The following is a 26,102-nucleotide window of genomic DNA, read 5'->3' on the forward strand; positions in this document are numbered from 1 at the left end:
TCTTCAAAGCCCTAGGTGTTCTTCCACTGAAGTATCCATATCCCTTCGTCGTTGGAGCCAACGATTTCAGCAGGCCGAGCGGCTTATGGCCATTCGCCAACACCGACTACGCACTGGTGGAAGCGACCTGGGGCGACTATCGGCGGATCTTCGGTGTCTAACTGTATCCCGACTACGGAATCTTGTCTGTGAAGGACCGATCTTCGGTGGTGCTTTTGAACAGCAGTAGAACGACCGCATTCTCGTACCGCTTGAACACGGCGATACTCGGGTAAGGAGTGAGAACGAAGCGAACGGTGTCGCCGTCGCGTGTCAGCGAGGTTGCGCCCCATTGAGTACTGTCGTTGGGTCGAGAATAAGTGCTGCACGATGGCACTGCGGCAGCCAACTCATGAATGAAGGCGAGGGCTTGCTCCGGGGATGTGAACAACCGAGCGTTGACCCAAGGGCCATCGGCACGGTCCGAGGAACCCCACACTTGATATTGAACTCGACCACCAGCCACAATGTCGGACGAGGAAGTCAGTCCGGTTTCGATCTGTGCAACCACACCGCACATCGACGGCGTGGTGCGCTGCACGATCGCTGAGTCGGGCGACCTCGCCTCTAAAGAGTGGCCAGCTAGCGAAGTAACCAACGAGTCAAGGTCGCTGCGCGCGAGCGGCGAGGCGTCAGGGTATCGCGACTGGGACGAGAGATAGACCGTGACGCCGATGACAAGGATCACCGCGATACCGATGGCAAACGCCGCCCACCCTCGAAACCGCAGACGCTTCGTCCGCCCAGCTGTTGCGGTCGGAACCGCTACGGGGTTGGAGATGACTCTCGCGGAGTTCACTCTCCCAGGAGTCCGCCGTCCAGTCGGCCCGAGGTGACGGCCTGTGCGTGTTGACCACGAACTGAGCCCCCGCCAGCATCGAAAGATAGCCCGGCGCGGAACACGCCCCTCTCGGACACCATCAGGCGAATCGTCGCTTCGGCCTTCACTGCTTTTGCGAGTTCGGCCTCGAGAAACTCGCCACCGTAGAGTCGGATCTCGGTTTCCTCGATCGCGGGTACCAGCGCCTGCGCCTCGAACAGCTTGTCGATTACTGCCGCGCCGGAGCCCACCGTCGCGGTCCCACCCTCAGAGCGGATAGAGGCTGATGGGGGCCGCAGAGCCCGCCGGACCGGCCGGCACGAGCCACTTCACCCCTGACTCTGATGCCTCGAGGAGTGGAACGATCGTGCCGCGCTCGCCAGCTTCGCGGCGCATTCGTGGCCAGTCCAGTCCAGAGGCATGACACGGCACGGCCACCACCATGATGTGAAGTCCTGCATCCGCCATTTGCCGAGCATGCCGAGCGGTGGCGTTCACCAGTTCGAAAGCGCCGGCAGGTCGATCGGTTAAGAGCCGCATCAGACACTGGGCTGACCACTTGAGACTCAATATCGCGGGTGAGAACAAGGCCGGTTCTCAGCTCCACTCACCGCGCGGCGAGGTGCGAAAGGGCAGGGATCGACCCGCAGAGGATGCGAATCTCGATCACCGCCTCGGATTCCGCGTCGCGTAAGATGCCGGTCACAACCCCGGCGACAGGTATCTGGCAGTGGGCATGCCGATCCAGACGCCAACCGTGCGCGTTCAACGGACCGTTAGCCACAGCGAAACGCGTGCCGGATGCGAGTGTCGCGACCCATGCAAGATTTCCTCGAGCACGGTCCAGCTGTACCGCATCGCCCGGATTGACCTCCGACGCTATCTTCGGCCCGAACCCTTCCCACCTAACGTCTGGGATGTCGCCGAGGTCCGGGGCCCACACATGCCGAAGGCTCTTCGATAGGGACTCACTCTGGTACTTGCGCCTAACTTCCATTGGCTCAAGATAGACAGTGGATAGTTCCCCCGGCATGCCTGGAACCAAAAAAGCTCCATCTGTTAGATCGCCCTCCTGGCCCTGGAGCCGGAAGCCTTGATATCTTCTACTCCGATTCACCCGCTCGATCGGACGAACCGTCAACAGGGTCTTCACGTCCGAATTGAGTTGCCCTTGCTGGAAATCATGCGTCGTTAGCCTCCGAGTGACTTCGAGGACAGCAGGCCCTACTGTCTCCCTCTTGAAGAGTCCTCGTCTAATCGGTGATCGTGTGACATCGAACTCTGCTGCCTGCAATTCTCGCCCTAACGCCTTCGAGGCCAGAGCACGCGCAGCCCTTACGTCGTCCGCCGCGTACTCAAGGCGAACGGGGGCCGGGCGAGCGCCGTGCGACACGGGCCATGTCCAGGCGGTCGAAAGCACCGGACCTGGAACATAGTTCTCCGGGCTCCCTTTGGCGGCTGCCGAACTGCTCGAAGGCGGATTACTGCGCCCGTCTGACGTAATCCCGGCAAATGAGCGTCCGTCCAGCAATCGTTCCATCGCATTCTTCACATGCGCAGGCCCGACGAGGTGAAGGCGTGACCCGCTAAGACCCGGAAGTAGAGCTTCAGCTTCGAGGAGCAAGTCGACAAGACCAACGTATGCGTCAGACTCAGGCGCATCCGAATACCCGGGGATCAGTAGCGATGAGGGCGAAAGCTTGGCCGCCATCGGCGGCAAGACTCGGACCGCTCTCGCACCCGCGAGAATCGTCACCGAGACGTAGGAATCCTCCCGAATCGCAGTCTCCCTGAACTCCTCCCAGTCGGGCACGCCGGGCTGGTTTGCAACCACCACAAGCGCGTCGTGCCGCATGTTCGGTTCCCTTTCATTCAGCTGGTTCCACCCCTAGCCGCGGTTAATACTTTCAAGCTGTTGAGCCACTGAGATGAGGCGCTTCTCGAATTCGCCGAGTCCATCCTTGGCAGCATTCAACTTCTGCCTGGCGTCCCGCAGCAGGTCATCGATCTTGCTCTTGTTGGGTACGTCGAAGCGCATTGAATTGTAAACGCTCTCCACCGCCCGCAGGTCGGACTCAAGCGACTGCTGCGCGCTTTTAGCCTTGGCGGCTGCGCTCCGAAGCTCGGCCGGTTTCCCACTAACCATCAGGTTCTCCCTCGTTCAGTCTCCACCGTCCGTCGTACCTCGTCCGAGCAGGCCCCCCACCGGGCTGGCTTTCAAGACGGAATGTGACCGCCAGCGGATAGCTTCCTTCGAGACGTAGGTAGTCCTCGTAGAGCCGGGAGATCTTCTGTCTGTTGTCGATGAAGGCAGAAGTCACCCGCTTCGCCCGTACCGTGGTGCCATTGGGCCCGCGGGGCACCGCAGGACTCTGACCGTACGCCCCCGTGTCATCGATGAGCCTTTCAATTTGAGCGATCAGCGCGATCGCTTGGAGCGTTCTCGTGTAGTTGACATCCCGAACGTCGTCCACCAGGTGAGTCTGCCGCATTAGGCCGGACCTGAGCATGGCCGCCTCGAATGCAGGGGTTGTGAGTAGGTAACGCCGCCGAAAGTCGACATCGTGTCGAACGCAGTCCGGAACTGCACCACCACTAGTGAAGATGCCGCCCGCGTTCCACGTTACGTCGACGTTCCACCACACGCCGCCGAGCTGAACTGCATTCCAGGCGTGATTCAGTGAATCGCTCACCACTGATTTCGCTTTAAGATTCACTCGCCTCGCGGAGGCCTCGAAGAGCGCCGCGTAGTCCATGCAGACTCCAAGCCCGCGCCGCAGCGTTTCCTGTGGAGACTGAAGGGCGAGCGAAGACACAAAACGAGCTCGATCGTGGTCGTAGCGGACCCTTTTCAAGATGGCATCGTTGATCCGGCAGACAGCGGTCCATTCCGCCTGGCCCACCCCTTCCGGCCGCGTGGCGAGCGGGACTTGCACGACACGGACGCGGTCGAGACGCAGCGTCTTGGTCCTCGGCCTTGAGTCGCCCCGAGAAAGCGCTTCGGTGCGAGTCGTCTGCAACCGTACTACCTCCGCTCAAGCCCACGCTCATAGCTAGGGGACCGCCTCGTCCAGAAAGCGTACAGCGGATCCGGTGTTTACGTCGCTACGTTACCGAATCGACATCAAGATCCCGCATCCCGGCCACGACGTGACGCCACTCTTCAGGCAAATTCGCTACGGCCACGGGTTCGTTCTCCAGCGCGGAGGCGAGGTCTGAAAGAAGTCGCTGCTCGCTTGTGCGCTGGAGGAACGGAACGAACGTCCGCGCGAGTGCCGCACGTTGACCCCGGGGGAGTTGTCTCGGAACCGCCACGAGCTTTGTAGCGAGCACCTGGGCCTGCACTCCGCTAACCTGCGCCAGCACCTTGGCGAGCCCCTGAAGGTCCAGTTGTTCAGCTTCGACCAATCGCACGACAGCTGCTTCGAGGTTTTGCCTGTCCATAGCATGCACGGGCCACATCTCCGGCTCGCCCGGCCATTCTTCGACTGCAATATCGAAAGCAGCAGACCGTGCTGCAGCAGAAAGCTTGGTGTCAACCCCGGATGCTTCGATCTCGAGGGCCACCCGCTGATACTCGGATACGGCCCGGGGCCGGTCCACGAGCGCCACGAGGCCGATGCGGTCGAGTTCGGTGCGGCAGCGCTCACCTTCGCCCATCCTCGGGTCATCGAGGAGCTCCTCAAGGATCGCCGCTCCCTGGGACGCGTCGCCCCCGCGTGCCAACCAATACGCCTGAACACGGCGCGCACGGCACAACTGCGCCCACAGCTCCTTCTGCGCTGCACGATTGGCTTCCGCTCGCTGCAAGTCCTCCACCGCAGCGGCAATGTGTTGAACGGCCTGTTGAATGTAGCCCTCCTCGCCGAGCGCTCGGGCGAGTTCAAGCCGTGCCTGGACGGTCAAGTCGGTCTCATTTGAGCGGATCGCCAGCTCCAGCGCTTTCGCATAGTGCTGCCGGGCTTCTGGGAACTCGCCCTGCTCGACCAGGTTCAACGCCGCATGCATTCGTGACTCGATCGCCTCTCGAGAGGTGGCCCCGATCAGATCGTCCAGGTCACGTATGGCTGCCGTCATCATGCGCTGTGCCCGTTGGCGCTCCCCGGTGTTACCCATCCAGACAGCCAGGGCCCGGTAGGTCTCGAGTGTCGATCTACCCCGGAGTCCTTCGGCCTCCGCACGTCGCAGCAATGCCTCGTGAAACCATGCACGGGCAACCTCCGGTTCTCCGGATTCGCCGCGGCGGACTGCCTCAGCGTCGCCCGGGGCCAGGTCCTCGACACCAGGCGACGCGACTTCCACAGTTACGGGAGTCTCCCAGGAGTCGACAACCGAACGAATGAGATCGCTTACTGAACCCCAGCCCTGTGGTCGAAGGTGGACGCGCAATAAGGGGTCGGCGATGTCGTACCAGCTTCGTCTTCGATCTGCGCCGGCCGGAGCCGTGATATTCATGACCCAACCATCAGCGTGCAGCCTTGCGATCGCACTGGCAGCCGCCTGATTCCGCACCTCGACGGCTTCAGCGATCTCCTGAACGGTTCGCGGCGCGCCGCCCCGGGCGATCTCCAGCAGGACGCGTTGCTCGCTCGGTGCGACCCGCAGCAGGAGCGCGCTGTAGTGCGCCTTCATCAGAGCACGGAGATCGCCCTCTGCCCGGACTAGCGGGTTCTGATCCCCTGCAGCCAAGTGCGGCCCTGTGAGCGCCCAAAATAATTGGTTCCCGAGAAAAGCGAGTTCAACCTGCCTCGACATGCGCAAGAGCTCAGGGCCAATGGAGGGCGCGAGAACCCGATGCTGGAGAGCACGTTCAACGGCTATCTGCACACCCTCGCCCACGGTGCCGACTGGTGAGGTTTGGAGGACCTCGAACGAGGGAGCAAACTCGTCGGGAAGCACGCCAAGGATAGCGGTGCCAACAACAAGAGGCCCATCCGGGGCGACCAGAAGTTCAGAGAAGGCAGGGCGGTCAGCAGCGCGGATCTGGCGAACGAGCTGATCCAAGCCCTCCACGACGATCACAAGGGGGGAGCGCTCGTTCGCGTCCCCAGGTGGCTGGACGTTGCCATCCACCGCCGGCTGACCGTCCGAAACCGACACGGCAACGTCGACTGCGGCGAGGAAGTCGTCGAACGAGGAAATCCCCAGAGGACCCTGCTCCAGCCGGGCAACCCGGCTCCCGCTGGCGGCAGCTGCGAGGGCCGCGGTGCCCACTGCTCTCGACTTTCCGGTACCGAAGCCACCGGTGACGAAGGTGTGGTTCTTGAAGCGCCCCTCGATGAAGCCGGTGACGGTTCCCACGAGGCGGTCGTCCAGAAGCGCTTCGACCGAGGACCGGCGGCCTTCGGGTTCGAAGTCAATGGGTAAGTCTGACAGAGATCTTCCTGGCATCATCCCTCCAGCCGTTCACCAAAGTAACTCCATACGGCGGGTGCCGTATACCCCTTGTCGCGCGCTTCTAGTGGAAGACTATCGGGAGGATCAGCGAGAAGACGTCTGATTCGAGTTGGTGAGGCCGTCGAAGCTGTCCTCCTGACACCGCTGACGCCGTCGCGGCGGCTATGGTCGGCACGCGCTCGAGGCCGAGGATGCTGGTCTTGACGACGGAGCGGGGAAGCTTCCAGGACCGACTGGTGGCGGCGCTGACATTTCAATCGCAGGGTTCGGGCACACCGGAATGACACTCCTTTACCGTGGGATTGACGCACCGCAATGATGGCGGGTTCCCTCCGTCGTCCTTAGAATGAGCGCAGAGGCCGGGCGGCACTCACAGCACTCATGTCCGGGGGGACGAGCACAGGAGCGGATGTGGACAACTACAGGGATTTCGTGAAGACCACCCCAGCGGGGAGGCGTTTCAACATCCGCTTCCACCCGGACGGACGAGTGCAGGAGTGGCCGATCGACGGCGACATCTCCAAAGCGTGGGAGGGGACCTTCCACGCGGGCCTGATCAAGATCCCCCACACCTGGCATCTGGGGGTGCGCATCGGGGACGCGTTGACGGAGTACGAGGAGGACCGGGACTTCGAAGCCCTGATAGGGCTCGAGACCATCGATAGGGAAGCAGTGGGCTCCTCGATGCTGTGGTCACCGGAACCGAGAGGTGGGATCAGCTTGCTTTGGTTCCAAGGCCGCGGAGTCCGTCCATGACAGCACCGGCAACCCGTGAGGGGCTAGAGCCGACCTGGCGGATACGGGCGGGCGATAGCAAGCCGGAAATAGCGGAGGAGCACAAGTGGATCAGAACGTGGACTATGTGAAGGAGACCTCGGCGGGTAACTGCTTCAATGTCCGTTTCCACTCTGGTGGACGGGTGCAGGAGTGGCCAATTGACGGCGATATCTCCGAGGCGTGGGAGGGCGTGTTCTTTGCGGGAGACCCCGACACCCATCCGTGGGAGATGGCTACTGCCGTCGGGAACGCCGTGACGAGGTACGTACAGCATCCTCGGAAAGATGCCCTCATTGGACTGGAAATTCCAGAGCCGCCAGCGGAACGGACCCAATCCGTGCTACGGCGGGTCGGACATGAAAACGCTGGATTGCAATGGTTCCAAGGTTGCGCGCGAGACGAATCCTGAGCCCCAAACAAGCTACCTGCTTCCGGGCCCGTCGACCGCCTGTGTCGGAGGAGAGACGTGGGACGTCCTGCTCTTGAGGAGCTTGGGGACATTGATGCCGTCTGCGGGGATATCGTCCGCCCCTGGCACACGAGGACGAAGGTCACCTCGTACCGGGTCACAGTGGAAGCGCCATCCTTCGCGGCAACGGAGTCGACTGCGTCCAACCTGGTGATGCCTCTGCTGAGCCTGATCGGGTTCCGCTCGAGGCATCGCTTGGTCTCAGGGTGGTAGGGGACAACATCAAACCGGTAGCGAGTGGTTCGTCCAGTACCGCACGTGCCAAGATCATCGCAGTGGACACCGCCGAGTTCTCTGGCCGCGCGCAGGACCTGCCGGATCTCCTGGAATTGCTCCGGTTCCAGGGCGTCAGCGCGGCTCCCCGGTGCGACGCTGCCTACCCGGACCCGTACGACGAGTACCCAGCCGCCCGCGAGGCTGTGCACGGGCGCTTCGCCACGCAGCGGGCTGCTGCCCGAAGAAGACCCCGCCGTCCGGAGCGTGTGCTCCCGCGGTGGGGTCTCTTTTCCGCGTCCGTGGCTTACTGCTGGCCGGAATCTTCGGAGTTACCTCCGTCGCCGATGTCCTTCATCCGCTGTTCCAGCCGGGTTGCGTGGGCCTGCTTGGCTTTCCGGTAGACCTTGACGCCGCCAGAGACAACAAGACCGGCAACCACCACGACCCCCGCGGCGATCAGGTCCTCTGTACGGGCATCCTGCCTGCCTGCGTAATACCCCTTGCCATAGACCGCGCTTCCCGCCACGAGTCCCTCCCCTTTTTGAATTCTGAACTTCGCCGAAAGCCTATCCCAGGTGGTCCGCGTCGCGGGGAGAGATGCAGCTGATCGAGGTCGCCGTCGGGCTCGGGGGTCGGCAGCGGCAGGGTGAGGGCGGAGCGCCGGAACAGCACGGGCACGTCGGCGTCGCCGTCGAGGATCTGCCAGCCTTCCGGGGTGATGTGAACGACTCGTTCGGTCTGGTCGCCGAGATCGACGTAGATCTCGTGATCATTCGGTCGGGCGATGCGGAGCGACAGCTCCCGGGGTTCGCCCTCGGTGGCCTCGTGCTCCAGCACCTCCATCGCTTCCGCCAGCGCGTTCTGGGACGCGGTCCTGCCGGTCGTACGATAGAAGAGACCGCCGAGTTCCTTGCGGAGTGCGCGCTTGCCGCCCTTGAGCGGACGAGTCACGTGGCCGCCCTTGCGGACGGCGAACGGCTTGTCGTCGGTGTCGACGCCGAGGTCGTAGCAATCGAAGGCCAGCTGGACGAGCTGCTGCGCCACCGACTTCTTCTCAGGCTTCTGCGTGCTCTCGGCGAAGGCCTGAAGCTCTTCGGGGTCGCCGTGGGTGGCCTTGGTCGGAGTTTCACGGTCAGGTACCATGGGAGTATCCCTTCGGGTCAGGTGCGAGGTGCGAACTCGCGATCCAGATGGGTTGAGATTTGAGGAAAGCCCCGCTTTGGCGGGGCTTTTTTCATGTCGTCACGGGGACGCGAGGAGGCGGCCGAGCTCGCTCTTGCGTTCAGCGGAGAGTCGAGGCCAAGTCGAGACGATGCGTGCTGCCAGTGCAGCGAGGTCGTCGAGATCGGCGGGAACAGCGGCGACAGGGCGCTCGGTGGGAAGCGCCGGCAGGCCTTTCGACTTCCGCAGGCGCACCAAATCGGGCTGTCGCATCAGGTCGGACTGCCGCACGATGAACGTGCCGCGGTCGTCGACGCGCTCGGCGGGCAGCTTGCCCGCCTTGATACGCCGACGCAGCGTCTGCGCGTGACCCCAGCCTGCGACAGATGCCTCATGCAAGGTGAGTGAGAGATCGTCGGCACCGGTGGGGGTGATGGCAACTGAGGTAGCGGACATTGCGATTCTCCTGAGATGCGATGAATCGCCGTCCGCAGTTTCCGTGGTCCGCTGCGGGGACTTCCGAGTCCGTCTTGCTCGGCTCCCGATTACTCGAGTTCAGACGCCCTCACTCCGGGCCTCTCGGTCGGTGCCGCTCGTATTGAATGAACACCTGCCATCAGTCTATCCAGAGCATGCTCTCAGTGCAAGATTATTGGCGACATGAGATGCTTGAAGCGCATGAATTGCTCGAGAATAAGGAGAACCGGGATGTCGTCGTTACCGGGACCAATCTTTGCCCGCCGTCTCCGCGACGAGCGAGGGCGCGCGGGAGTCAGCCAGGCTGCGCTCGCAGATCACCTCACCGCCACGCTTGATCACCGCGTCGACGCCAGTGCGATCTCCCGAATGGAAAAGGGCGACCGCCCGGTCCGGCTCGACGAGGCGGTAGTGATCGCCGAGAAGCTCGGCGTGCCGCTAGCGACACTGCTGCGGGATCGCGATGCGATCGACGAGCGGATCGACGAGCTGCGGTCGCAGCTCTCGGAGTACGTCTGGCGGCTCGACCAGGCAAAGGGGGAACTCGAGCGTGCGCAGGCCTCGATCGATGCGACTGAGCGTGCAATCGCCGAGCTGATGGCGTCGCGCGGAGAATGATCGCCAGATCTCAGGCTGGACTGACTGGTCGGGCTCGGTCAGGGAGGTTAGTCAGCCGGGCGGGAGGGAGCATGCCACCCGGAACTGCGGAACCCGCCCCCATGTTCCTCTTGGTTCAGCCAATACCCTTCTCTTCTTCCAAAGTGTGAGGAGAGAAGTAGGTGGGTTCCGTCCGCAGTTCCGCAAATTTCGGGCCGACTTCCATACGTGACCTGGGCGAACGCATGTGCGGAACTTTTGCGGAAACTCTCCTGCATGGCAGTTCCGCAGGGTTTTCCGCAAAAGTTCCGCATCGCTGATCGACCACGATCAGCGCCCCCAGTCGCGTTAGGCTTCGGGCGTCTTGTCGCCGCCTAGCGATCCCTTGCCGGTGATCAAAGCGCCTGCAATGGCTGTTACTCCTGCGATGGCGAGCCCCTTGAGCACCGGCTTGCCCTTCTCCCAGGTGACCGACCCGCCTTCGGCGAGGGCGTTCTTCACCTGCTCGACCTCCAGCAACGCGGCCCGCCACTGCTTTGCCGTGATGTCGTCCCAGTCGATCTCGAGACCGAGCGCGTCATAGAGATTCTTAACCGAGCCTCGAGATTCTTTGATCGTGCCGAGCACCCTAGGCGACTTCTTGGGGTGCCCCACCACGTTCTTATTGGCGCTCTCGGCGCTTGCCGTCATCTGGCCCATCAGATCGGCGACACCGTCGGACAGTTCGATGATCGCCTCTTGCCGGTCCTCCTGGATCGCCCGGCGCTTGGCGTCGAGTTTGCTCGGAGCGATCATCGCCGTGTGCTCCAGTTCGAGCGCAGAGAACTCGTCCAGGGCGGTGAAACAGCGCGCGATCACTCCAACCCACAGCTCGACCTGCTTTTTCAGCTCCGGCAGGTGGGCGTCGAGGTCTCCGACGCGCTTGTGCCGCTCCATGTCTGCAGCGACGCCGCGCAGCTTCTCGACCGCCGTGGACTGGATCTCCCGGATCCTCTGCGGAGCTCCGGCGATCTTGTCCCACTCCTGCGTGTCGACCTCGCCCTGAATCCGCAGGAACGTCTGAGCGGAGCGGAGATGCCGCTCAACGCCCCTTAGAGGACCAAGAACCTCGTCGCGCTGGCCGCGGAGCACTTTATCGATCTTTGCGTCCAAGGACTCCAGCAGAGTCCGCAGCTGCTCGGCCTCGGCTTGGCTAGCCGCCTGCGCAAGCCCGCCGGCGACGCCGGAGAGCATACCGGGGTTCGTGAGCCTTGCACCTGTCGAGGTGCTGATCTTCAGCCATTGCTTGATGTCGCCGGGGCGGCCCGCCATTGCGTAGGCCACGCCGGGGACGTCGGTCTCAGTGAGCCCGAACTCCTTGATCGCCTGGGCCGACTCCCCAGTGAGTTTGACCCACAACCCCGATTCCGCGACGTCGTCCGCGATTGTTTGGGTCACTTCTGAGGCAGTGCGGAGCATCGGCACGAGCTGCTGGGAGGTGATCACCCTGGCACGCTCCAGCAGGCCAGCCGAGCGCATGAAGCCCTCTACAGCACGTTTGCTGCTTCCGACGACGAGGAGGTTCTCCCCGTCTCGCATCAGCTCTACCTCGTCGGCCGGCTCAATCGTTTCGTCAGGCTCTTCGCTCATCTTCGAAGGGTATCTGGGAGTGTGCTGATGCAGCGAGTGCGTTCCGCAGCCCGGCACACCTCAGAGGTGGCGAAAGTCCTTCCAATACTCCGGTCAGCACCCACGTCCGGCAGTCAAACGGCGGGCGACCGGACGCGGACCGGCCTAGCTGTGCTCCTTCGACGATCCGACCGTGACGTTCCGGCACGGCGACCCATAGCTTTCGGGCATCGTTGGGCGGGGAGTCCTGCAGTCCGTCGTATCCATATTGAAGGTCTGCGACCGGAACTCGCATGAACTGTACATGTCCGGGCAAGATGGCCTCATGCTCATCGTCGTGCTTGATACAAACGCCCTCCACTCGGACGCATGGCTGACGGGCCAGCATGGCCGAGCACTCGTGGACCTCGCCTCAGAAGGCCGTATTCGACTCATTGTTCCGGAGGTAGTGCGCGACGAGATCCTCCGCCAGCGCCGTGAAGCAGCCGAGAAGGCGTGGAAAACGGCAGACGAGGCATTGGACGAGATGCAGAAGGCCGGCCTCAACGTCAGTGAGTCCAAGGCCCGTTTGAAGGCGACCTTCGGGAGGATCGACAGCGAATTCGAAGGGGCATTCGCCGAGCTCTTCGGACGAGACGGCGTCTCGATGGAACCCACGCCCGACATCGACGTCAAGAAGCTTGTGGAACGCGATCTGGCCCGTCGACGTCCATTCCTCGAAACCGAACAGGAGCGGAAGAAGAAGAGCTTCGGTTTTAGGGACGTGGTGATCTGGGAAACGGTGCTCGCGGTGCTCGACGGCGCGGACTCCGGCGACACCGTCTTGTTCGTCACTGCTGACAACGGCTTCGTCGAGAGAGACGAGACGGTCAAGATCCACCCGGACCTCCTTGAGGACCTCGATGCGCGCGGCGTCGACCACGGGCGCATCGCGAACGCCAAGGCCCTCAATCATGTTCTGGCCGTAATCAAGACCCATGATGAAGTTTCGCGGGTGAACGTCGCGACCGAGGCGGTCTACGCTCTGGCCGGCGAAGAAGTCGGCATTCAGCTGGTGCACGGCGGAGACTACGACTACCCCGCCTTCGTCAAGTTCACCGTGCCCGGTTTCGAGAACCCTCAGATCTCCGAGCTCGAGCTCGTCACCGATTTCGACCTGGAGGAGGACGGCTCCAAGGTCACCGCTGCGGCAGACGTCGACCTCTACCTCGATGGGGCCATCTACAAGGGAGACTGGCTAGGCAGCGAGGATGAGCCATTTCACGTCGGTCCTGAGCTCAACAATCACTACTTCGAGGCCGATGCCTTGATCAGGGTTCGAGCCGCCGTCGAGCTGGACGTTAGCGGCGGCGACCCAGTCGTGACCAGCATAGAGCTCCACGACAAGGAAGAGGCCCAGCCGTCGGCCGCAGGATCGTAGGGTCGCGAGGAAGAGGCGGCAGCCAGTCCGAGGTGCTGCATGGGATCGAGTACAGTCGCTCAATGAGTGGTATCGAAAGTCTCCAGATGGTCAACAGGACGCCCGTGCGCAAGCGCCGGTACTGGACCCCGACTTACGAGAGCTCTTCCGACTTCCAGATGCTGTGGTGGCGGGACAAGTACGAGAGCGAACCGCCAATCGAAGACCATTGGGTGTCGTTCGTGCTCGGCGATCGAGAAGTCGCGCGCTGCAAGTACGTCATGACGGGCGCGCGTGCTGACCCTGTCCTCGGCGACCTCCCGCACGGGCAGCTCGACATCCTCGCGTTCGAAGTCGCGGTCCCCATGCGCCGCAAGGGCGTTGGCCGCGCGGCGATTCGGGCGATCCGGGATCAAAACCCGTTGCCACGCCTGATTGCTTTGAACGACGGCGTCGAATCGAGGAAGTTCTGGGACGGCCTCGGCTGGATCAGGCACCAGCCCGCCCACGCCATCTTTAGGGACGTCGAACGCGTGACTTACTCCGAGCAGTGAGGCTTGCGTACGATGCGCATTCGGAGAAGGAATCCTGTAGGCCGCGACATCTGGTGTCCGGGGATGCCGGCACCTCTCAGACGATCCTGCTCCGAAGGGCGGCCCGATGCGGAACGCGATTGTGCCTGGACAGAGCGGTTTCAATGTCGTCACTTTGAGAGTCAGAACAATCCTAGAAGTCTTGTCAGATCCTTGTCAGATCGTTTCTCCGTCAATGACGAAGGCCCCGAGATCCTTGATTTCTCAAGGATCTCGGGGACTTCTACGTGGCGGTGACGGTGGGATTTGAATCCCCAGCCGCGGCACGGCCGCATAGGGCATTGGCGATGCGTCAGTTGGTCCGAGGCAGTTCCGTGCGTTCAGCTTCCTTCCTCGTCTGATTCTGCGTCGGCCGGTACTGAAGTTGACATGCTCTGGAATTGCGCGCGAAGGTCGCGCAGCCGACGCCCGTCCGCGACAGCCCAGAAGTACCAGCCGTTCGTGGCCTTCTTGCGCAGGTGGTGGCCGGCCGATGACGGGGCGGTGAAACGCTTGCCATCAAGCTCGATCGATCCGTCCGACCTGACCAGCGCTTCGACGCCCTTGAAGTCGCGGTGCGTGGCGATCAGCTTGTCGCCCGGGGAAAGGAGACCAGCAGCAATCACGTGCTTGAGCTGGACCCAATCTTCCGCCTTGGCCTGGGGGTCGACTACCTGACCTTTGTGTCCGTCGGGGACAGGCCACACCCTGAGAAGCGTTTCGACCAGGACCTCTGTCCGGTGGTCAATGAGCGATTCACACCACACCTCTCCTTCGGTGTCCGCGACCACGCGCCCGGTCAGACTGATCGTATTGTGCTTGAGCATCGCGTGGCGTTTGGCCGGCCACGGGCCATTGGAGACCTTCGAGTTGAGGGGAGAGGTCAGGAGTGTCAGGTTGCCGAGGCGGTGCACATGAGCTTGACGGTCCTGCTGTTCCTCAGGTGTGTCCAGTGGCCAGTTGTCCTGCCACTTCTGCGGAAGGATGTGTTCGATAGGAAGCCCGGATCGCACGACTTGTGCCTGCTTGGTTTCGGCGCGGAAGTGGTTCTCGATCGCCTCCAGGAACATGCGCAGGCGAGGGCGGGGGTAACGGCGGTAGGCGGGCTCATCCTTGAGCGCCACCCTGATCTCGTCGTCCCCAGGCCAATACGTGCTGGAGACATTGAGACGGGCGAGGTACCCGGTGACGCGCTCGACCAGTTCGCTGGCTTCGACATCGGAGTTGGCGTGGATAACATCGGCGACGATGCGGCCGAGATCGGAGCCCGTGAGGCGAAGCAGTTGCCGACGGAAAACCCAGCTCTCTGCGACACGGATCACGGCGTCGAGAACGTGCTGTGGAAGATCCCGGCCGGGTTCGTACAGCCAGAGCATGAGTGGCTTAAGAAGCTCTATGCCAGCGGCATTCATGCGGTGGAAAGCCATCTCGACAGCGCCGAGATTGCCGTCAGGCCTGAGCGAGGCTTCAGTCCACGACTCATATAGCGCAGCCTGCTGCTTGATCACGGCGAGCAGGTCAACCATCTTGTGCCCGGCTGTGTGCTCGACGTACGACTTGAATCTGGTGAACGTCGACTGCGGGCTGATCTCCTCACCTGTACGAGAGATCAACCACTGGTTGAAGAAGAGCGAGCTTCGGCTCACGAGGTAGCGACCGACGCTGACCTCCTTCGTCCAGAACCTGGCCTCGAAGGGCCAGTCCTCGCGATAGGCCTTCCTGGTGTCTCCGCCTTCAGCTTCAAGCCGCTGGAACACAAAGTTCCGGATCAGGTCCGCCGCCGTCAGGGGAGTCCCGCGGGCGTTGAGCGTCTCGAAGATCTCCTGCGAGTTCTCGGAGGCTTTGAGCTCGATGGTCACCAACTGCAGGTCATCGAGCAGGACGCGAGCGAGTTCTTTGGCCTTCGCCGCTAACTCGTCTGTGCCAGGGTTCCCGAGCCACTGGGTGACTGCTGTCGTGAAATACCGATGCGCATGAACGATCCGGGATTCATGGTGCTTGAGGTCAGAGTGGTCGATCGGTGGCTCCGCTGTCATGACTTCCAGGAAGGCGTCGTGATCATTGTTGAGGTGCAGAACCTTGAGCGGGCTTTCATCTTCCTCGATGAAGCTCTCGGAGTTGTGCGTCAGGCCTTCCAACTGGCTGGCGTGCTTCGAAAGCCCTGCCTGGGCGAAGATGGCGCACGCCGCGTCGGCGAGCAACTGCAGCGTCGTTAGTCGCTGCTGGCCGTCGATGACATTCCATGTGGTGAGCCGTGCGCTCTCGGCTTCCTGTGCCTGGAGAACGACGGCTCCCAGGAAGTGTTGTGGTGCCAGGTGGGACTCGCTCATGCGCAGCTCTGCAACGCGCCGAATGTCCTTCCACAGTGGCTCCCACTGCTCATCCTCTTTCCAGACGTATGGGCGCTGGAACAGGGGTATCACGAAGTGCTGCGGCAGGTTGAACAGCTGTAGCGGCGTCCGCTTGAAAGTCTCCACGAAGGTAAGCCTGCCTTAAGGGTCCAACCATTGCGGCCAGTCCTTTTATTCAGGGCCAGCGTGTCGCGTGGAACAGTTCGAGCGTCGCGCGTTTCAGCCCGGAGCTGGACGGGTTCTTCTACCTCAATTCAGATGCTCTTTTTGAACCAGCGGAACTGCCCGGGTATATGGCGGCGACGACGAGGCCCGGGACTCAAGCCCCTTTGTCGGCCAGGGACGGTATGTTTTGGACGTGAGCTTCCCTAAACCGAACCAGCACTCAGGGCCCATGGCGGGCCATGTCAGGAAGGGGCGTGTTTACAAGTCCCCGCTCGCGGCGACTGGTATGTTGCGACCCAACAACTGGCTCAAGGACGACGTTCCGGATTTGCTTTGGCCAGCGCTCGTCCTCGCCGAGCAAGGCAACGAGAGCGTTCATCGCTTCATCAGCTGGCAGCAGGCAGTGCAGGACCGGCTCGCCCACCACGGAGAGTTCTCCTACGTGGCGGATTTGCTGGATGGGCGTCTGACGCACCTTTCGGATCTTGCTGCGAAGTTCCCGGACGCAACTGCGATCCTTCTCGAGGAGGCAAACCGCCATGGCCTGCTTTCAGAGAGCATCTGTCGTGTGCTTGGCTCGTATCCGTTCATGCCAGCTCCATGGCTCGCAGGCGAAGCAGAGCGCAGACCGCCCGACATGGCCGACTTGGAACTGGTCCATGATGCTCTGCTCGGAGTGCTTCAGGACGGTCACCGTGAAGCACTCATCAAATGCTTCCGCACCTGGAGTACCGTCCATGCCGGTACCTTTAGCTCGAATGCAGGAACTATCCAGCTTTTGAAGTATTACCCGGGCGTTACCCATACACGATCCGCAGCAGATAGCGTCGTGCGAGCGGGTTGGGGAGCCCACAAGGTGATGCTTCTGATTAAGGATCCGAAGCACTTCGACCATGCGATCAGGTGGGCGCGTATGTTCTGGGGGGCGAACTCGATGACTTCCCGGTGTATCCGAAAGAGTGAGACAGAGGACGACAACGTGGACGGTATCGGACAGGTGGAGCGTGAGAATGCGGAACAGGCATCGGGTAATAAGCCAGTCGAACATGCTGCTTCCACACCAGTTCCGGCGGACGGAGCGCACCTCCGCCAGTTCGCAATGGATGTGTTGAGCAGATTCATTGAGGCCATCGAAACAGCCCCTGCACACCTGTATGAGAAGGAACGACAGGAAGTAATCTCGGGACTGGTGGCCCGTGCCGGACGGGACCTCATTGCGGTGCTTTCTGCTCCGGATCTTTGGTGCATGGAACATGGTGCCCATATCGCGCGCATGCTTGTGGAAACGAAGATCTATCTCCATTGGATGGCTCTGCAGGATCCATCGATTTATCGAGAGTTCCAGGAATACGGCGCGGGCAAGGCCAAACTCTATGCACGAATTTCGGATGAGTTACCCCCAGAAGCACGTACTGCTGAGTTTCGCGAGGCAGCCGAGGAGTTGAAAAGGCTCAGTCACAACAAGGGCGTCGTGGATGACCGTACTGTTGACACCCGTGATACGTTCGCGGGCGGGAAATCCATTCGGGCAATGGCCGAGGAGGCAGGCCTCCTGGATTTGTACCGACAGGCCTATTCGCTTGCCAGCGGAGTCGCGCACTCGGAGTGGTGGTCAGTTGAGACACACGCTATAGAGCCATGTGTGAACGTACTCCACGGTCTGCACCTCATTCCCAGTCTCTCGTTAAGCTTTGGGGGCAATGTCCCCCTCGCCTCCTCGTGGGTAGATCAGTTCCACTCTCTCGCACGTAGTGCATTATCCATTCTCGGAACGGACGAAGATGCAGCTACTATCGCCTCTGCCTGGCTCGAAGAGACAGCTGAGGACGAACCTCGCTCAGAGCCTGTTTAGATTTTGCGACCCCAAGTTTCTAACGCTTCCAACCAAGTTGGAGTCCTGTACCCGTCAGGGGCGGTTGGGACAGGCTGTCAAACCGGAGGTCGCCGACAGGCGCGAGGAACTGCTTGGGCAGAAGACGGGCTGCCGCCGGCACGACCAACACGCAGCCTCGCGCTGCGTCCTGCGGGGCCGCCTTGCAGGCTAGAAGAGTGTCGAACTTTGACGCCGGCACAGCTGCACCGCGGCAGGGCAAACTCTCGTCGTGGCCTAGAGGGCCGACTCAGTCCTAGACATAAAGCGCGCGTAGTACTCTCACGCTGTAGCATTCGAACCAGTTCCTCCACGTGTTTGGCCGACAAGGGGGAACAGCCCGCGACTCTCCTCGCGGCGAGCTGTTCGCGGTCGGGTTCCTGAAATTGGTCACCCATGAGGCCATCAGATCACCCGCAAGTCTGAAGGTTGAGAGTGTTGCGCAGGGCCTTTCTCGGGCGGTCTGCCAGCCTGGAGACGCGGACAAACCCAGGCGTAGATCGTCCGGGGCTGGTTCACGCTTAGCTGTAAGGGCTCATGCCGTCCTGCGCTCGGGCTCGTGGAACCCTCGCCCTCGCCGGGCTGACCCGCCCACGAAGAGGGCGTGCAGCTGGTGGAACTGATCATCGGAGAGCGGGGGAGCCTCGGCGGCAATGCGCCTCGCCCACTCTTTCAGCGGCTCTTCGGCTTGGGTGTTCTTCTCGGTGGTCGCGGGTGCGGCCATGCGCGTTCTCCTTCGAATGAAGGAGTGCTTCGCGCGGCGCACCCGCTGCTAGGCCTTGCACGAGGCGGGCCCACCGCCTCGACCAACCGCCCACGTCGGAGCGGCGACACTCTCGGTCGTCTGTCCTCATCATTTTAGTCGCGAGCAGCGACAATTCTTACTTCCACGCAAACGACACACGGTCTCGGTTGATGCCCTTCCGGCCTTTCCAGTCCTCGCCGACCGGACCGATCCTAGGTGTGACAAGCAGCCGGATCACCTGCCGCCGGTCAATCAAGGAGAGCTCCTCCCAACGCGCTCCGACGTCGTCCGCGCCGGCGAGTTCGATGATCAGCGGGTCGGTCGCCGCCAGCGACTCCAGCCGCTTCTGCGCCGCATCGATCTTTGGGGCAACCCGGCGTTCCTGGTCGAACAGGGCGCTGAGGTTCCGGACCCTTTCGGCCTCCGCACGGACCTCCTCCAGCCATTCCCGGTGGCCCCGGATCTCTTCCAGCAGGGCGGCGCGCTCAGCGTCCACGCCATCGTCCTGCTGGCCGACCCGGGCGAGGAAGTCCGGCCGTTGGATCCGCGCCAGCACGACCTCGGTGACGAGCAAGTCCAAGTGGTCCTCTTTCGGGAGCGCCCTGGCATACGTACGTGTTGTAGTGCTCTTGCGGCAGTTTTTGGCCCGTCTCTTTGTCGAGTCGGGGCCGGCCCTTGTTCTGCTTGCCAATGCGCATACCCGCACCGCAGACGCCGCACTCGGCGATGCCGCCCAACAGATGCTTCGCCGGCCAGCTGTTCGCCTTCTGCCTGCTCCGCCCGGCCATGATTCCCTGCAGCCGGTGCCATTCCTCCGGTTCGAGCAGCGGCGGCCACACCGCTTCGACATCCTCGAGCACTTTCCCCTGGTGCTGCCGCAACCCGGCGTAAGCAGGCATCGAAAGCATTTGCCTGATCGCCGGGGGCGTCCAACCCAGGACCCGGCGGCGCTGGGTGAACGAGGGCCGCCGTGGCGGGATACCGCGGGAGTTGAAGTCCTTCGCGACAGAGTAGTAAGTCTCGCCGGCGAGGATCCGCCTGCCTGCCTCCCGCACGATCGGTCCGTGCTCCGGGTGCTCGACTACCTCAACGAGCTGCCGGGTCACCTGGTCGTACACGCGCTCGTAACCGTAGATGTTCTTCCCGTGGGGCCGACCCTTCATGGCGTTGGCGCGCATGTCGCGCAGCAGCCGCTCGCTGGTCTTGTCGCTCTCGTACTCGGCATCCGAGGCGTCCTCGCGTAAGCTCCGGCGGTCACGGGCTTTGCGAGGGTCGTAGACGCGGTTGTGCGTCATGACCCAGATCAGCACGCCGCGATCAGCGCAGAATTCGATCAGGTCGATCCATTCACCGGTCCTGCGGGAGCCGCGGCTGGACTCCCAGATGCCGAGCATGTCGGCGTCGAAGGCACCGTCCTCGAGATCCGCCATCAGCTCGGCGAACCCCTCGCGCGCCTTCCTGGCGTATCTGCTGGCGCTGCGGTCGGTGTCACGGTACGGCCGCGGATGGAGGGTCCAGCCTTTCTGACGGGCTGCTGTCGCCATCTCGTCGTGCTGCTGTCCGGGGCTCTTGCCGGTCCCTGAGCGGTCCTGGGACACGCGGAGGTACTCTCTCAGGACGGGTTCCTTGGCTTCCACTTACCCATCTTAAACTTGACCAGTACATGGAAAAGGTTGGGGAGATGGGTGTCGCGGCTTCGCTTGGAGGCAACCCATCGTCCGCTCCCAGCTCGGTGCCCAGACCGGGTCCCGGCGAGCAAGTCCTAAGCCACTTTCGCCGCGTCCGGTGGGGATTCCTGGCCCGGCGGGCTCGGTTGTCCGCGATCGGTCAGCCACCCCGGGCGGGAACCTTGACGAGTTCTCAGTCAGTGAAAAGACGAATCAGCTGGCAAACCAGGGCATTTTTGTGGACTCGAACGTGAGTTGGCGCGCGCGGGGAACAACCGGCGTGGTGTGGCCCGCGACAGACTCGGGAAATTTGCCAGCGGGTCTCTGGTAAGTGCGCTTATCGGGGCATGGGGAAGCACTGCCGTCGCGTGACGCGGTGAGGGAAAACAACCGCATCATGGTCCCCGATAAGATCAGGAGGAGGTGGTGCGCTCAAGCGCTGCTATGGCTCGTTGGGGGAAGAGGAACCATGGCCGAGGAACGTCCGAGCCAGCCGGAGGCACCGCGGCAGCAGATCAAGCTGCGCAGCCTCGCTCCTGAATTCGAGAACGGCCAGCACGGGATCTACGTGCGGCACCTTGAAGAGGCGGTCCTCGACAAGAGGAACCGCAACATCGCCCTAACCGGCCGCTACGGAGCCGGCAAGTCCAGCGTGCTGGATGACTTTCAGAAGAAGCACGACAAAGACACTGTCCGCATCAGTATCAACACCCTTGGCCCGGATAAAGATGACGAGGACCTGACCAACCGGATCCAGAAGGAACTGGTCAAGCAACTCGTCTACCGGCTGACACCAGGGAAGATCCGTCGATCCCGGTTCGCCCGGCCCAAACCCGTGACCAAGGGCCGCGCGTTCCTTCATGCCCTCTTTATCAGCGTGGTGGGCCTGGGGCTTCTCTGGGTGCTGGGGGTGCGTTCCGGACCCGGCTGGCCGGACGCCGCAGCTGACTTGCCCGGGTACCTCGTGCTGGCTGGAATGCTTTTCAGTCTTGTCCTGGCGTCCCTGTGGGCGGCCCGATGGATCATCGGCGACCGGATCGTTTCGGAGGTCACGACTGCCGGCACGAAAATCGCCCTGGGCGAAGGCCCGACCACCTATTTCGACAGCTTTCTCGACGAGATCGTTGCCTTCTTTGACACCGTCAAGCCGAGGTTCGTGATCTTCGAAGATCTAGACCGCTTCGAGGATCCGCAGATCTTCGACTCGCTCCGGGAACTGAACACCCTCATCAATGCTTCCGCGAACTGGCCGGCCAGTGACGAGCCTCTGCGGTTCATATACGCCATCAAGGACAGCCTGTTCGAGCAGCTCGGAAAGGAGCCGGAATCCAAGGACGGAGAAGGAAAGTCCAAGGACGGCGAGGCTAAAGCCAGTGACGGCCAGGACAGCCCCACGGCCACCGCGAAGCCCCGGCTCGACATTGCTGCAGAGGCGGTCCGGCGGGCGAACCGGACCAAGTTTTTCGAAATCGTCGTTCCCATGGTGCCGTTCATCTCGCACCGCAACGCCCGTGACCTCCTCGCCGAGGAGCTGGAAAAACTTGGTCTTGCCAAGAACGTCGTGTCGCGCCCTCTCCTGGACCTGATCGCACGGCACACCACCGACATGCGCCTGATGAAGAACATCTGCAACGAGTTCGTGGTGTTCGCCGAGCACCTCCTGTGGACGAAGACCCCCGCGCCGGGCATGACGGTGGACCACCTCTTCGCACTCGTCGCGTACAAGAACTTCCACCTCGCCGACTTCGAGGCCATCTCCCAACGCAGCAGCACGCTCGATGAGCTCGAACGGCTCCATCGCGACGAGGTCAGGACACTGATCGAGGGTCTGCAGGAGCAGCGGCGCAAGCGGATGAGGACCGAGGAACAGCGCGAGCGGAAAGAGGAGACTGCGCTGGCGATGGGGCAAAGGCTCCGCCACATCAAGGATCTTTTCCCTCCGTCAAACGGCTGGCAGTATATCTATGTCAAGGTTGATGACCAGAATTACGCGTTCGACGCGGTTGACACAGTGGCGTTTTGGGAGCGCGTCGCCAAGTCGAAGTCCTTCTCCATGGTCCAGAGGAATACCTCAACCCTCGTGACGCCCTCTGCGGAACAGATCAGCCGCGTTTTCCCAGAGGTCATGAATTCCGCGCAATGGTTGGATCCTGATCCCGTTGAGCTTGCCCGCCTGATCCAGCGGTACGACCAGGACATCGCGACGTTGCGAGGAGCGGACTTTGCCGGACTGGCCCGCTACGAACGCGTACCGAAGGGAAGAGCCGGGTTCGACCAGCGCATCACCGACGTGCTTGAGTCGGGGCTGGCGCGCGATCTCGTGCGGCGGGGTTTCATCACGCGCAACTACGCCGAATACTCCGCGATCTTCTACGGCAGCTTCGTCGGAGTCGATGTTGCCTTCTTCTACAACCACAGCGTCCAGCCGAACGAGATGTACCTCGACCACGAGTTCACCTCTGAGAACGCCATAAGTAATCTGCTCGAACAGGTCCCGGCCGATTTCACGAGCAGCGTGAGCGCGCTGAACCTCCAAGTCGCGTCATACTTGCTCAAAGAAAAGCCCGAAGACGCGAAGCAACTTGTCACGTACGTCATCACGCATGACGGCAAGGACGTCCAGGCATTCATGGATGCCTTCCTCAACGCACCTAACGCCCCGCGCGATCTATTCGTCCAGCAGCTGACGGAACACCCGTGGCGCGACGTCTTCGAGTACCTCGCGAACCACCCCGGCATCCCGGATGAAGAGACGCGGCTGAAGCTGTTCGACGCGGCGCTCCTGAACGCGCTGCATGCCGACGCCTACGGGATCGGCGAATCCTCCCGGGCGCTGCTCGAGTCTTCCTATCCACGGCTCACTGCCGTCCGCGAGAGTCAGACCGCAGCACAGACTGAGCGGGTCTTCGAAATCCTCGAGGCGGTGGACCTGCTGGTCACGGACCTTGGCGATCTGAGCGCCCCGCTCCGGGACCGCATCGTGGCAGCGCACAGGTACAAGATCAGCCCGCCAAACCTACAGCTGGCACTCGAGGTCGACGAAGCCCCGACGCTCGACGAGGTGCGCAAGAAGCCGAGCGTGTGGGAGTTCTGCATGACGCACATCGACGACTACATCGCCGCAATGGAGGCCGACGGGTCGGCCCAGCCGATCGTGCTCATGGAGTCCGTACTGGTCGATCTCATCAACGAGCAGCACGGCTCGTGGACGGAGGACCAGCTGCGCGACGTCATCGAGCGGAGCTCCGATTCCGCCACAATCCAGGAGATCGAGGACGTCCCACAGCCGACCTGGCTCTTGATCGTGGATGCGGGCATCATGGCTCCGACGGTCGCCAACGTATCCGCTTACGCACTGGCTCATGGGGTCGACGAACGTCTGTCCGGCCTTCTCGTCCCGGACGGAGCCGATCCGGTCGAACTGCGGGACATCGAGGAGATTGCGGACCAGGACCGAGGCGTCCTCGCGGTCCGCGTACTGAATGCTTCGACGCATCTTACGGCGCAGGCCCGGGTCCAACTCGTCAAGCAGCTGAATCTCGAGTCCGCGATTGAGCTCGCTGAGGTGACTCCGAGCCCAGACCAGCTACTCGCCAGTGCGCTGGAGGCGAAGCTGTTGCCGGATACTTTCGACACCTTCGCTCATTTCGCGGAGTGCGGGTGGGAATCGGTCTCCGAGGCCTTCGCGGTGTCGGAGAATGCCTCGGAGTTCATGACGCCGGCGCTCTTGGCGGGTTTCGTCGGCGAGTTCGTGGAGAGCCCATGGATTCCCGACGAGCTGCGTCGGATGGTGGTCGAGCGCCTTGGCGACTATGTGCCTGGCGACGACAAGAAAGCTCTACGCGCCGCCGGACAGTTCGCGATCGCCAGCCAGGTCTGGCTGCCCCTCGGGGAGATCCGCCGTATCGCTCGTGTTACACAGGACCCGGACGTGGTCCTGCGTCAGCTGACCTACGCTAAAGACACCGACCCGGCCGATCTCTCGGGCATCCTCGTGTCGCTCGGCCAGCCCTACGACGAGCTGTTGGCAGGTCCCGGGATAGAGTTCGACCTCCCCGGAGGATCGTCGAACGAAACTCTGTTCAAGCGCCTCGAAGCCGCCGGGAGGATTGAGATCGTTCCAAAGCTCATCCGCGGAAGGAAGGTCCGGAACCTTGTATGAGATCCGGGCGGAGAAGCGGGAGCATGGCTATGGGTGACCCGTTGAATCTCGCAGAATCTTCTCAGCGTGAGTCCATCCGCGGCGAAGTATCCCGCATCCACGAAAGCGCGGTCTATTCAGCACAAGGACAGTTCGAGGCCGCCAAGGCTTGGCGAACCATCCATTGGAGCCTTGGCGGTCTCACCGCTGCCCTCAGCACGCTCGCAGCGGTATTGACGTTCGCCACCGACTCACAAGTGGCCTCTGGCATCCTCGCTGTACTTGCAGCGGTGGCTGCCGCTGTACTCACTACCAGCCACCCGGACAAGCTTGCCGAGCTTGCCGTCGCTCGGGGCAACGACTACACCACGCTGCGTAACGACGCTCGGAGGCTGCTCCACATCCAGGTTCCCAGCGACCCGATCGCCACACTTCGTGAAGCACTCGACGGGCTCGCCGCACGTGCATCCGATCTCGACCACATCTCGGATCCGATTCCTCGATTTGCCTACAAGAAGGCTAAACGAAACGTCGAGCGGGATGGCGGCCAGCAGTTCAGGGCCGATGCCGCATGAGCGCAACTGCAGCCTCGACGTTGGATTCGCTGATCCGCGCAATGACCCCCGATGAGGCGGCGCGTACTTTGGCGGCACGTCACCGCGGAGAAATCGAGGACTGGCTCACATCCGATTTGGGCATCATCCGCATGCGGGAGACCGGCTCGTGGCACCACGGCACCGCCCTCGACCGGTTTAGCGACGTAGACTACTTCGTCACAATGCCGGGGATCCAACCGAACTTCTCTTCAACAACGCTCGAAGTGCTGCGGGCGTCGCTGGCGCGTGGTATCCAGGGTGCATCTGTATCCATAGACCGGCCAGCAGTACGCCTGCGCTACTTCGATGACGGCCCGGACGTGGAAATCACGCCTGCCTACTTCCAGAGCACAGACGACTACGACATTCCCGACCCCAACGGCATCGGCTGGATTCGCAGCAATCCGGCTGTGCACTTGGAGTACGTGAATCGAGCACAGAAGGAGACAGATGGCCGGGCGAAAGGCCTCATCCGCCTTGTGAAGACCTGGCGGGCCTGGAACAACGTCCCGCTGTCGTCGTTCTACCTGGAGATGCGCACGGCCCAATACGCGCTCGGCAACACGCCGATCATCTACGACTGGGATCTCCGCACCCTCTTCAAGTCGCTTTCAAGCAGCGGCCTCCGAGAGATGAATGACCCCACCAACTACGGACGGCGCATCGCCATGGGCACCAGTAACGTGACAGAGTCGATCCTTGCAAAGCTTGCCGTGGACGAGGCAGCGAGACTCGCCGCCCTCGCGCGAGAAGCAGCCGAGGCCGGCGACCATGCATCAGCCGTCGGACACCTCGTCCGGCTCTTCAATATTCAGTCATGATGACGGTATGAAGACGTCAGAGCCCGGACGCAACGGTGGCTGTCGACGATCATCGCCGCCGGCGTCTGAGACTCGTGTCGAAGTTCGCACGATGTCACTCCTTATCGCCGAGGCGAGGTGCATGCTCGGTTGAACCCGATCCAAACCCAGTCAGATCGAGTAAGATCGGGTCAGACCGCGACCAGGCGGCCGCCGCCGGTCCCGAGGAGTGCAG

The 26,102-nt window shown here is 62.3% G+C and carries 22 protein-coding genes; 9 read left to right on the forward strand and 13 right to left on the reverse strand.

The features are described 5' to 3' along the window. Window positions 1-172: 172 nt before the first annotated feature. From ACSQ12_RS08830 to ACSQ12_RS08850, 5 genes are all read right to left on the reverse strand, one after another. Window positions 173-727 carry a hypothetical protein gene (locus tag ACSQ12_RS08830; RefSeq protein WP_436065071.1) on the reverse strand — a complete coding sequence of 185 codons (555 nt, stop codon included), beginning with the start codon at window positions 725-727 and terminating at the stop codon, window positions 173-175. 107 nt (window positions 728-834) lie between these two features. Further along, window positions 835-1,110, reverse strand: a complete 276-nt coding sequence (locus tag ACSQ12_RS08835) for a hypothetical protein (RefSeq protein WP_436065072.1) — start codon at window positions 1,108-1,110, stop codon at window positions 835-837. 1,637 nt (window positions 1,111-2,747) lie between these two features. Continuing rightward, a complete protein-coding gene (locus ACSQ12_RS08840; protein ID WP_436065073.1) occupies window positions 2,748-3,005 on the reverse strand; it encodes a hypothetical protein in 258 nt (85 codons plus the stop codon). Further along, entirely contained in the window at window positions 2,998-3,795 is a 798-nt protein-coding gene (locus ACSQ12_RS08845) for a transglutaminase domain-containing protein (RefSeq protein WP_436066963.1), read from the reverse strand. The genes ACSQ12_RS08840 and ACSQ12_RS08845 overlap by 8 nt, the downstream gene beginning before the upstream one ends. A 169-nt stretch (window positions 3,796-3,964) precedes the next feature. Next, a complete protein-coding gene (locus ACSQ12_RS08850) occupies window positions 3,965-6,160 on the reverse strand; it encodes a MarR family transcriptional regulator (RefSeq protein WP_436065074.1) in 2,196 nt (731 codons plus the stop codon). Between the two features lie 528 nt (window positions 6,161-6,688). Between ACSQ12_RS08850 and ACSQ12_RS08855 the strand changes: the two genes are divergently transcribed. Both ACSQ12_RS08855 and ACSQ12_RS08860 read left to right on the forward strand, forming a co-directional pair. After that, on the forward strand, window positions 6,689-7,012 hold the full coding sequence (locus tag ACSQ12_RS08855) for a hypothetical protein (protein WP_436065075.1): 324 nt from the start codon (window positions 6,689-6,691) through the stop codon (window positions 7,010-7,012). Window positions 7,013-7,499: 487 nt separating this feature from the next. Continuing rightward, window positions 7,500-7,715, forward strand: coding sequence for a hypothetical protein (locus tag ACSQ12_RS08860; RefSeq protein ID WP_436065076.1), 216 nt, complete (start codon window positions 7,500-7,502; stop codon window positions 7,713-7,715). A gap of 307 nt (window positions 7,716-8,022) precedes the next feature. Here ACSQ12_RS08860 and ACSQ12_RS08865 read toward each other — a convergent pair whose 3' ends face one another. The 3 genes from ACSQ12_RS08865 to ACSQ12_RS08875 all read right to left on the reverse strand — a co-directional run bounded on the left by ACSQ12_RS08865 (window position 8,023) and on the right by ACSQ12_RS08875 (window position 9,335). Beyond that, on the reverse strand, window positions 8,023-8,160 hold the full coding sequence (locus tag ACSQ12_RS08865; protein ID WP_436065077.1) for a hypothetical protein: 138 nt from the start codon (window positions 8,158-8,160) through the stop codon (window positions 8,023-8,025). A gap of 14 nt (window positions 8,161-8,174) precedes the next feature. Then, window positions 8,175-8,861: a hypothetical protein gene (locus ACSQ12_RS08870; protein WP_436065078.1), complete on the reverse strand. Its 687-nt coding sequence runs from the start codon at window positions 8,859-8,861 to the stop codon at window positions 8,175-8,177. Window positions 8,862-8,960: 99 nt separating this feature from the next. Further along, on the reverse strand, window positions 8,961-9,335 hold the full coding sequence (locus tag ACSQ12_RS08875) for a hypothetical protein (RefSeq protein WP_353712317.1): 375 nt from the start codon (window positions 9,333-9,335) through the stop codon (window positions 8,961-8,963). A 252-nt stretch (window positions 9,336-9,587) separates the two neighbouring features. Between ACSQ12_RS08875 and ACSQ12_RS08880 the strand changes: the two genes are divergently transcribed. Further along, complete coding sequence (locus ACSQ12_RS08880; protein WP_353712316.1) at window positions 9,588-9,974, forward strand: helix-turn-helix domain-containing protein; 387 nt, start codon at window positions 9,588-9,590, stop codon at window positions 9,972-9,974. A gap of 327 nt (window positions 9,975-10,301) precedes the next feature. Here ACSQ12_RS08880 and ACSQ12_RS08885 read toward each other — a convergent pair whose 3' ends face one another. Further along, window positions 10,302-11,582, reverse strand: a complete 1,281-nt coding sequence (locus ACSQ12_RS08885) for a hypothetical protein (protein WP_436065079.1) — start codon at window positions 11,580-11,582, stop codon at window positions 10,302-10,304. A 304-nt stretch (window positions 11,583-11,886) separates the two neighbouring features. Between ACSQ12_RS08885 and ACSQ12_RS08890 the strand changes: the two genes are divergently transcribed. Beyond that, window positions 11,887-12,981, forward strand: a complete 1,095-nt coding sequence (locus ACSQ12_RS08890; protein WP_436065080.1) for a PIN domain-containing protein — start codon at window positions 11,887-11,889, stop codon at window positions 12,979-12,981. A gap of 62 nt (window positions 12,982-13,043) precedes the next feature. After that, on the forward strand, window positions 13,044-13,514 hold the full coding sequence (locus ACSQ12_RS08895) for a hypothetical protein (protein ID WP_436065081.1): 471 nt from the start codon (window positions 13,044-13,046) through the stop codon (window positions 13,512-13,514). 359 nt (window positions 13,515-13,873) lie between these two features. Here ACSQ12_RS08895 and ACSQ12_RS08900 read toward each other — a convergent pair whose 3' ends face one another. After that, window positions 13,874-16,009, reverse strand: a complete 2,136-nt coding sequence (locus ACSQ12_RS08900; RefSeq protein WP_436065082.1) for a GmrSD restriction endonuclease domain-containing protein — start codon at window positions 16,007-16,009, stop codon at window positions 13,874-13,876. A gap of 325 nt (window positions 16,010-16,334) precedes the next feature. Here ACSQ12_RS08900 and ACSQ12_RS08905 point away from each other — a divergent pair, with 325 nt between their 5' ends. Beyond that, a complete protein-coding gene (locus ACSQ12_RS08905; RefSeq protein ID WP_436065083.1) occupies window positions 16,335-17,900 on the forward strand; it encodes a DUF5677 domain-containing protein in 1,566 nt (521 codons plus the stop codon). Window positions 17,901-18,453: 553 nt separating this feature from the next. Here the strand turns inward: ACSQ12_RS08905 and ACSQ12_RS08910 are convergent. The 3 genes from ACSQ12_RS08910 to ACSQ12_RS08920 all read right to left on the reverse strand — a co-directional run bounded on the left by ACSQ12_RS08910 (window position 18,454) and on the right by ACSQ12_RS08920 (window position 20,300). Then, a complete protein-coding gene (locus ACSQ12_RS08910; RefSeq protein WP_436065084.1) occupies window positions 18,454-18,642 on the reverse strand; it encodes a hypothetical protein in 189 nt (62 codons plus the stop codon). A 157-nt stretch (window positions 18,643-18,799) separates the two neighbouring features. Next, window positions 18,800-19,159: a hypothetical protein gene (locus ACSQ12_RS08915; protein ID WP_436065085.1), complete on the reverse strand. Its 360-nt coding sequence runs from the start codon at window positions 19,157-19,159 to the stop codon at window positions 18,800-18,802. After that, window positions 19,149-20,300, reverse strand: a complete 1,152-nt coding sequence (locus ACSQ12_RS08920) for a recombinase family protein (RefSeq protein WP_436065086.1) — start codon at window positions 20,298-20,300, stop codon at window positions 19,149-19,151. The genes ACSQ12_RS08915 and ACSQ12_RS08920 overlap by 11 nt, the downstream gene beginning before the upstream one ends. A 499-nt stretch (window positions 20,301-20,799) precedes the next feature. Here ACSQ12_RS08920 and ACSQ12_RS08925 point away from each other — a divergent pair, with 499 nt between their 5' ends. From ACSQ12_RS08925 to ACSQ12_RS08935, 3 genes are read left to right on the forward strand one after another with little or no spacing between them, the layout of a single operon-like run. Then, window positions 20,800-24,492 (forward strand): YobI family P-loop NTPase, encoded by a 3,693-nt coding sequence (locus ACSQ12_RS08925; protein WP_436065087.1) that lies wholly within the window; start codon window positions 20,800-20,802, stop codon window positions 24,490-24,492. Window positions 24,493-24,515: 23 nt separating this feature from the next. Continuing rightward, window positions 24,516-25,046 (forward strand): SLATT domain-containing protein, encoded by a 531-nt coding sequence (locus tag ACSQ12_RS08930; protein ID WP_436065088.1) that lies wholly within the window; start codon window positions 24,516-24,518, stop codon window positions 25,044-25,046. Further along, window positions 25,043-25,888 (forward strand): SMODS domain-containing nucleotidyltransferase, encoded by an 846-nt coding sequence (locus ACSQ12_RS08935; protein ID WP_436065089.1) that lies wholly within the window; start codon window positions 25,043-25,045, stop codon window positions 25,886-25,888. The genes ACSQ12_RS08930 and ACSQ12_RS08935 overlap by 4 nt, the downstream gene beginning before the upstream one ends. The last annotated feature ends 214 nt before the right edge of the window (window positions 25,889-26,102 follow it).

This window comes from Arthrobacter sp. LjRoot14, from assembly GCF_964253905.1.
Lineage (GTDB): Bacteria > Actinomycetota > Actinomycetes > Actinomycetales > Micrococcaceae > Arthrobacter.

Coding starts and splice junctions, on each gene's coding strand:
- ACSQ12_RS08930 (WP_436065088.1), top strand. CDS start 24,516: ATGGCTATGGGTGACCCGTTGAATCTCGCAGAATCTTCTCAGCGTGAG.
- ACSQ12_RS08880 (WP_353712316.1), top strand. CDS start 9,588: ATGTCGTCGTTACCGGGACCAATCTTTGCCCGCCGTCTCCGCGACGAG.
- ACSQ12_RS08895 (WP_436065081.1), top strand. CDS start 13,044: ATGAGTGGTATCGAAAGTCTCCAGATGGTCAACAGGACGCCCGTGCGC.
- ACSQ12_RS08905 (WP_436065083.1), top strand. CDS start 16,335: ATGTTGCGACCCAACAACTGGCTCAAGGACGACGTTCCGGATTTGCTT.
- ACSQ12_RS08890 (WP_436065080.1), top strand. CDS start 11,887: ATGCTCATCGTCGTGCTTGATACAAACGCCCTCCACTCGGACGCATGG.
- ACSQ12_RS08870 (WP_436065078.1), bottom strand. CDS start 8,861: ATGGTACCTGACCGTGAAACTCCGACCAAGGCCACCCACGGCGACCCC.
- ACSQ12_RS08925 (WP_436065087.1), top strand. CDS start 20,800: ATGGCCGAGGAACGTCCGAGCCAGCCGGAGGCACCGCGGCAGCAGATC.
- ACSQ12_RS08885 (WP_436065079.1), bottom strand. CDS start 11,582: ATGAGCGAAGAGCCTGACGAAACGATTGAGCCGGCCGACGAGGTAGAG.
- ACSQ12_RS08840 (WP_436065073.1), bottom strand. CDS start 3,005: ATGGTTAGTGGGAAACCGGCCGAGCTTCGGAGCGCAGCCGCCAAGGCT.
- ACSQ12_RS08910 (WP_436065084.1), bottom strand. CDS start 18,642: ATGGCCGCACCCGCGACCACCGAGAAGAACACCCAAGCCGAAGAGCCG.
- ACSQ12_RS08935 (WP_436065089.1), top strand. CDS start 25,043: ATGAGCGCAACTGCAGCCTCGACGTTGGATTCGCTGATCCGCGCAATG.
- ACSQ12_RS08875 (WP_353712317.1), bottom strand. CDS start 9,335: ATGTCCGCTACCTCAGTTGCCATCACCCCCACCGGTGCCGACGATCTC.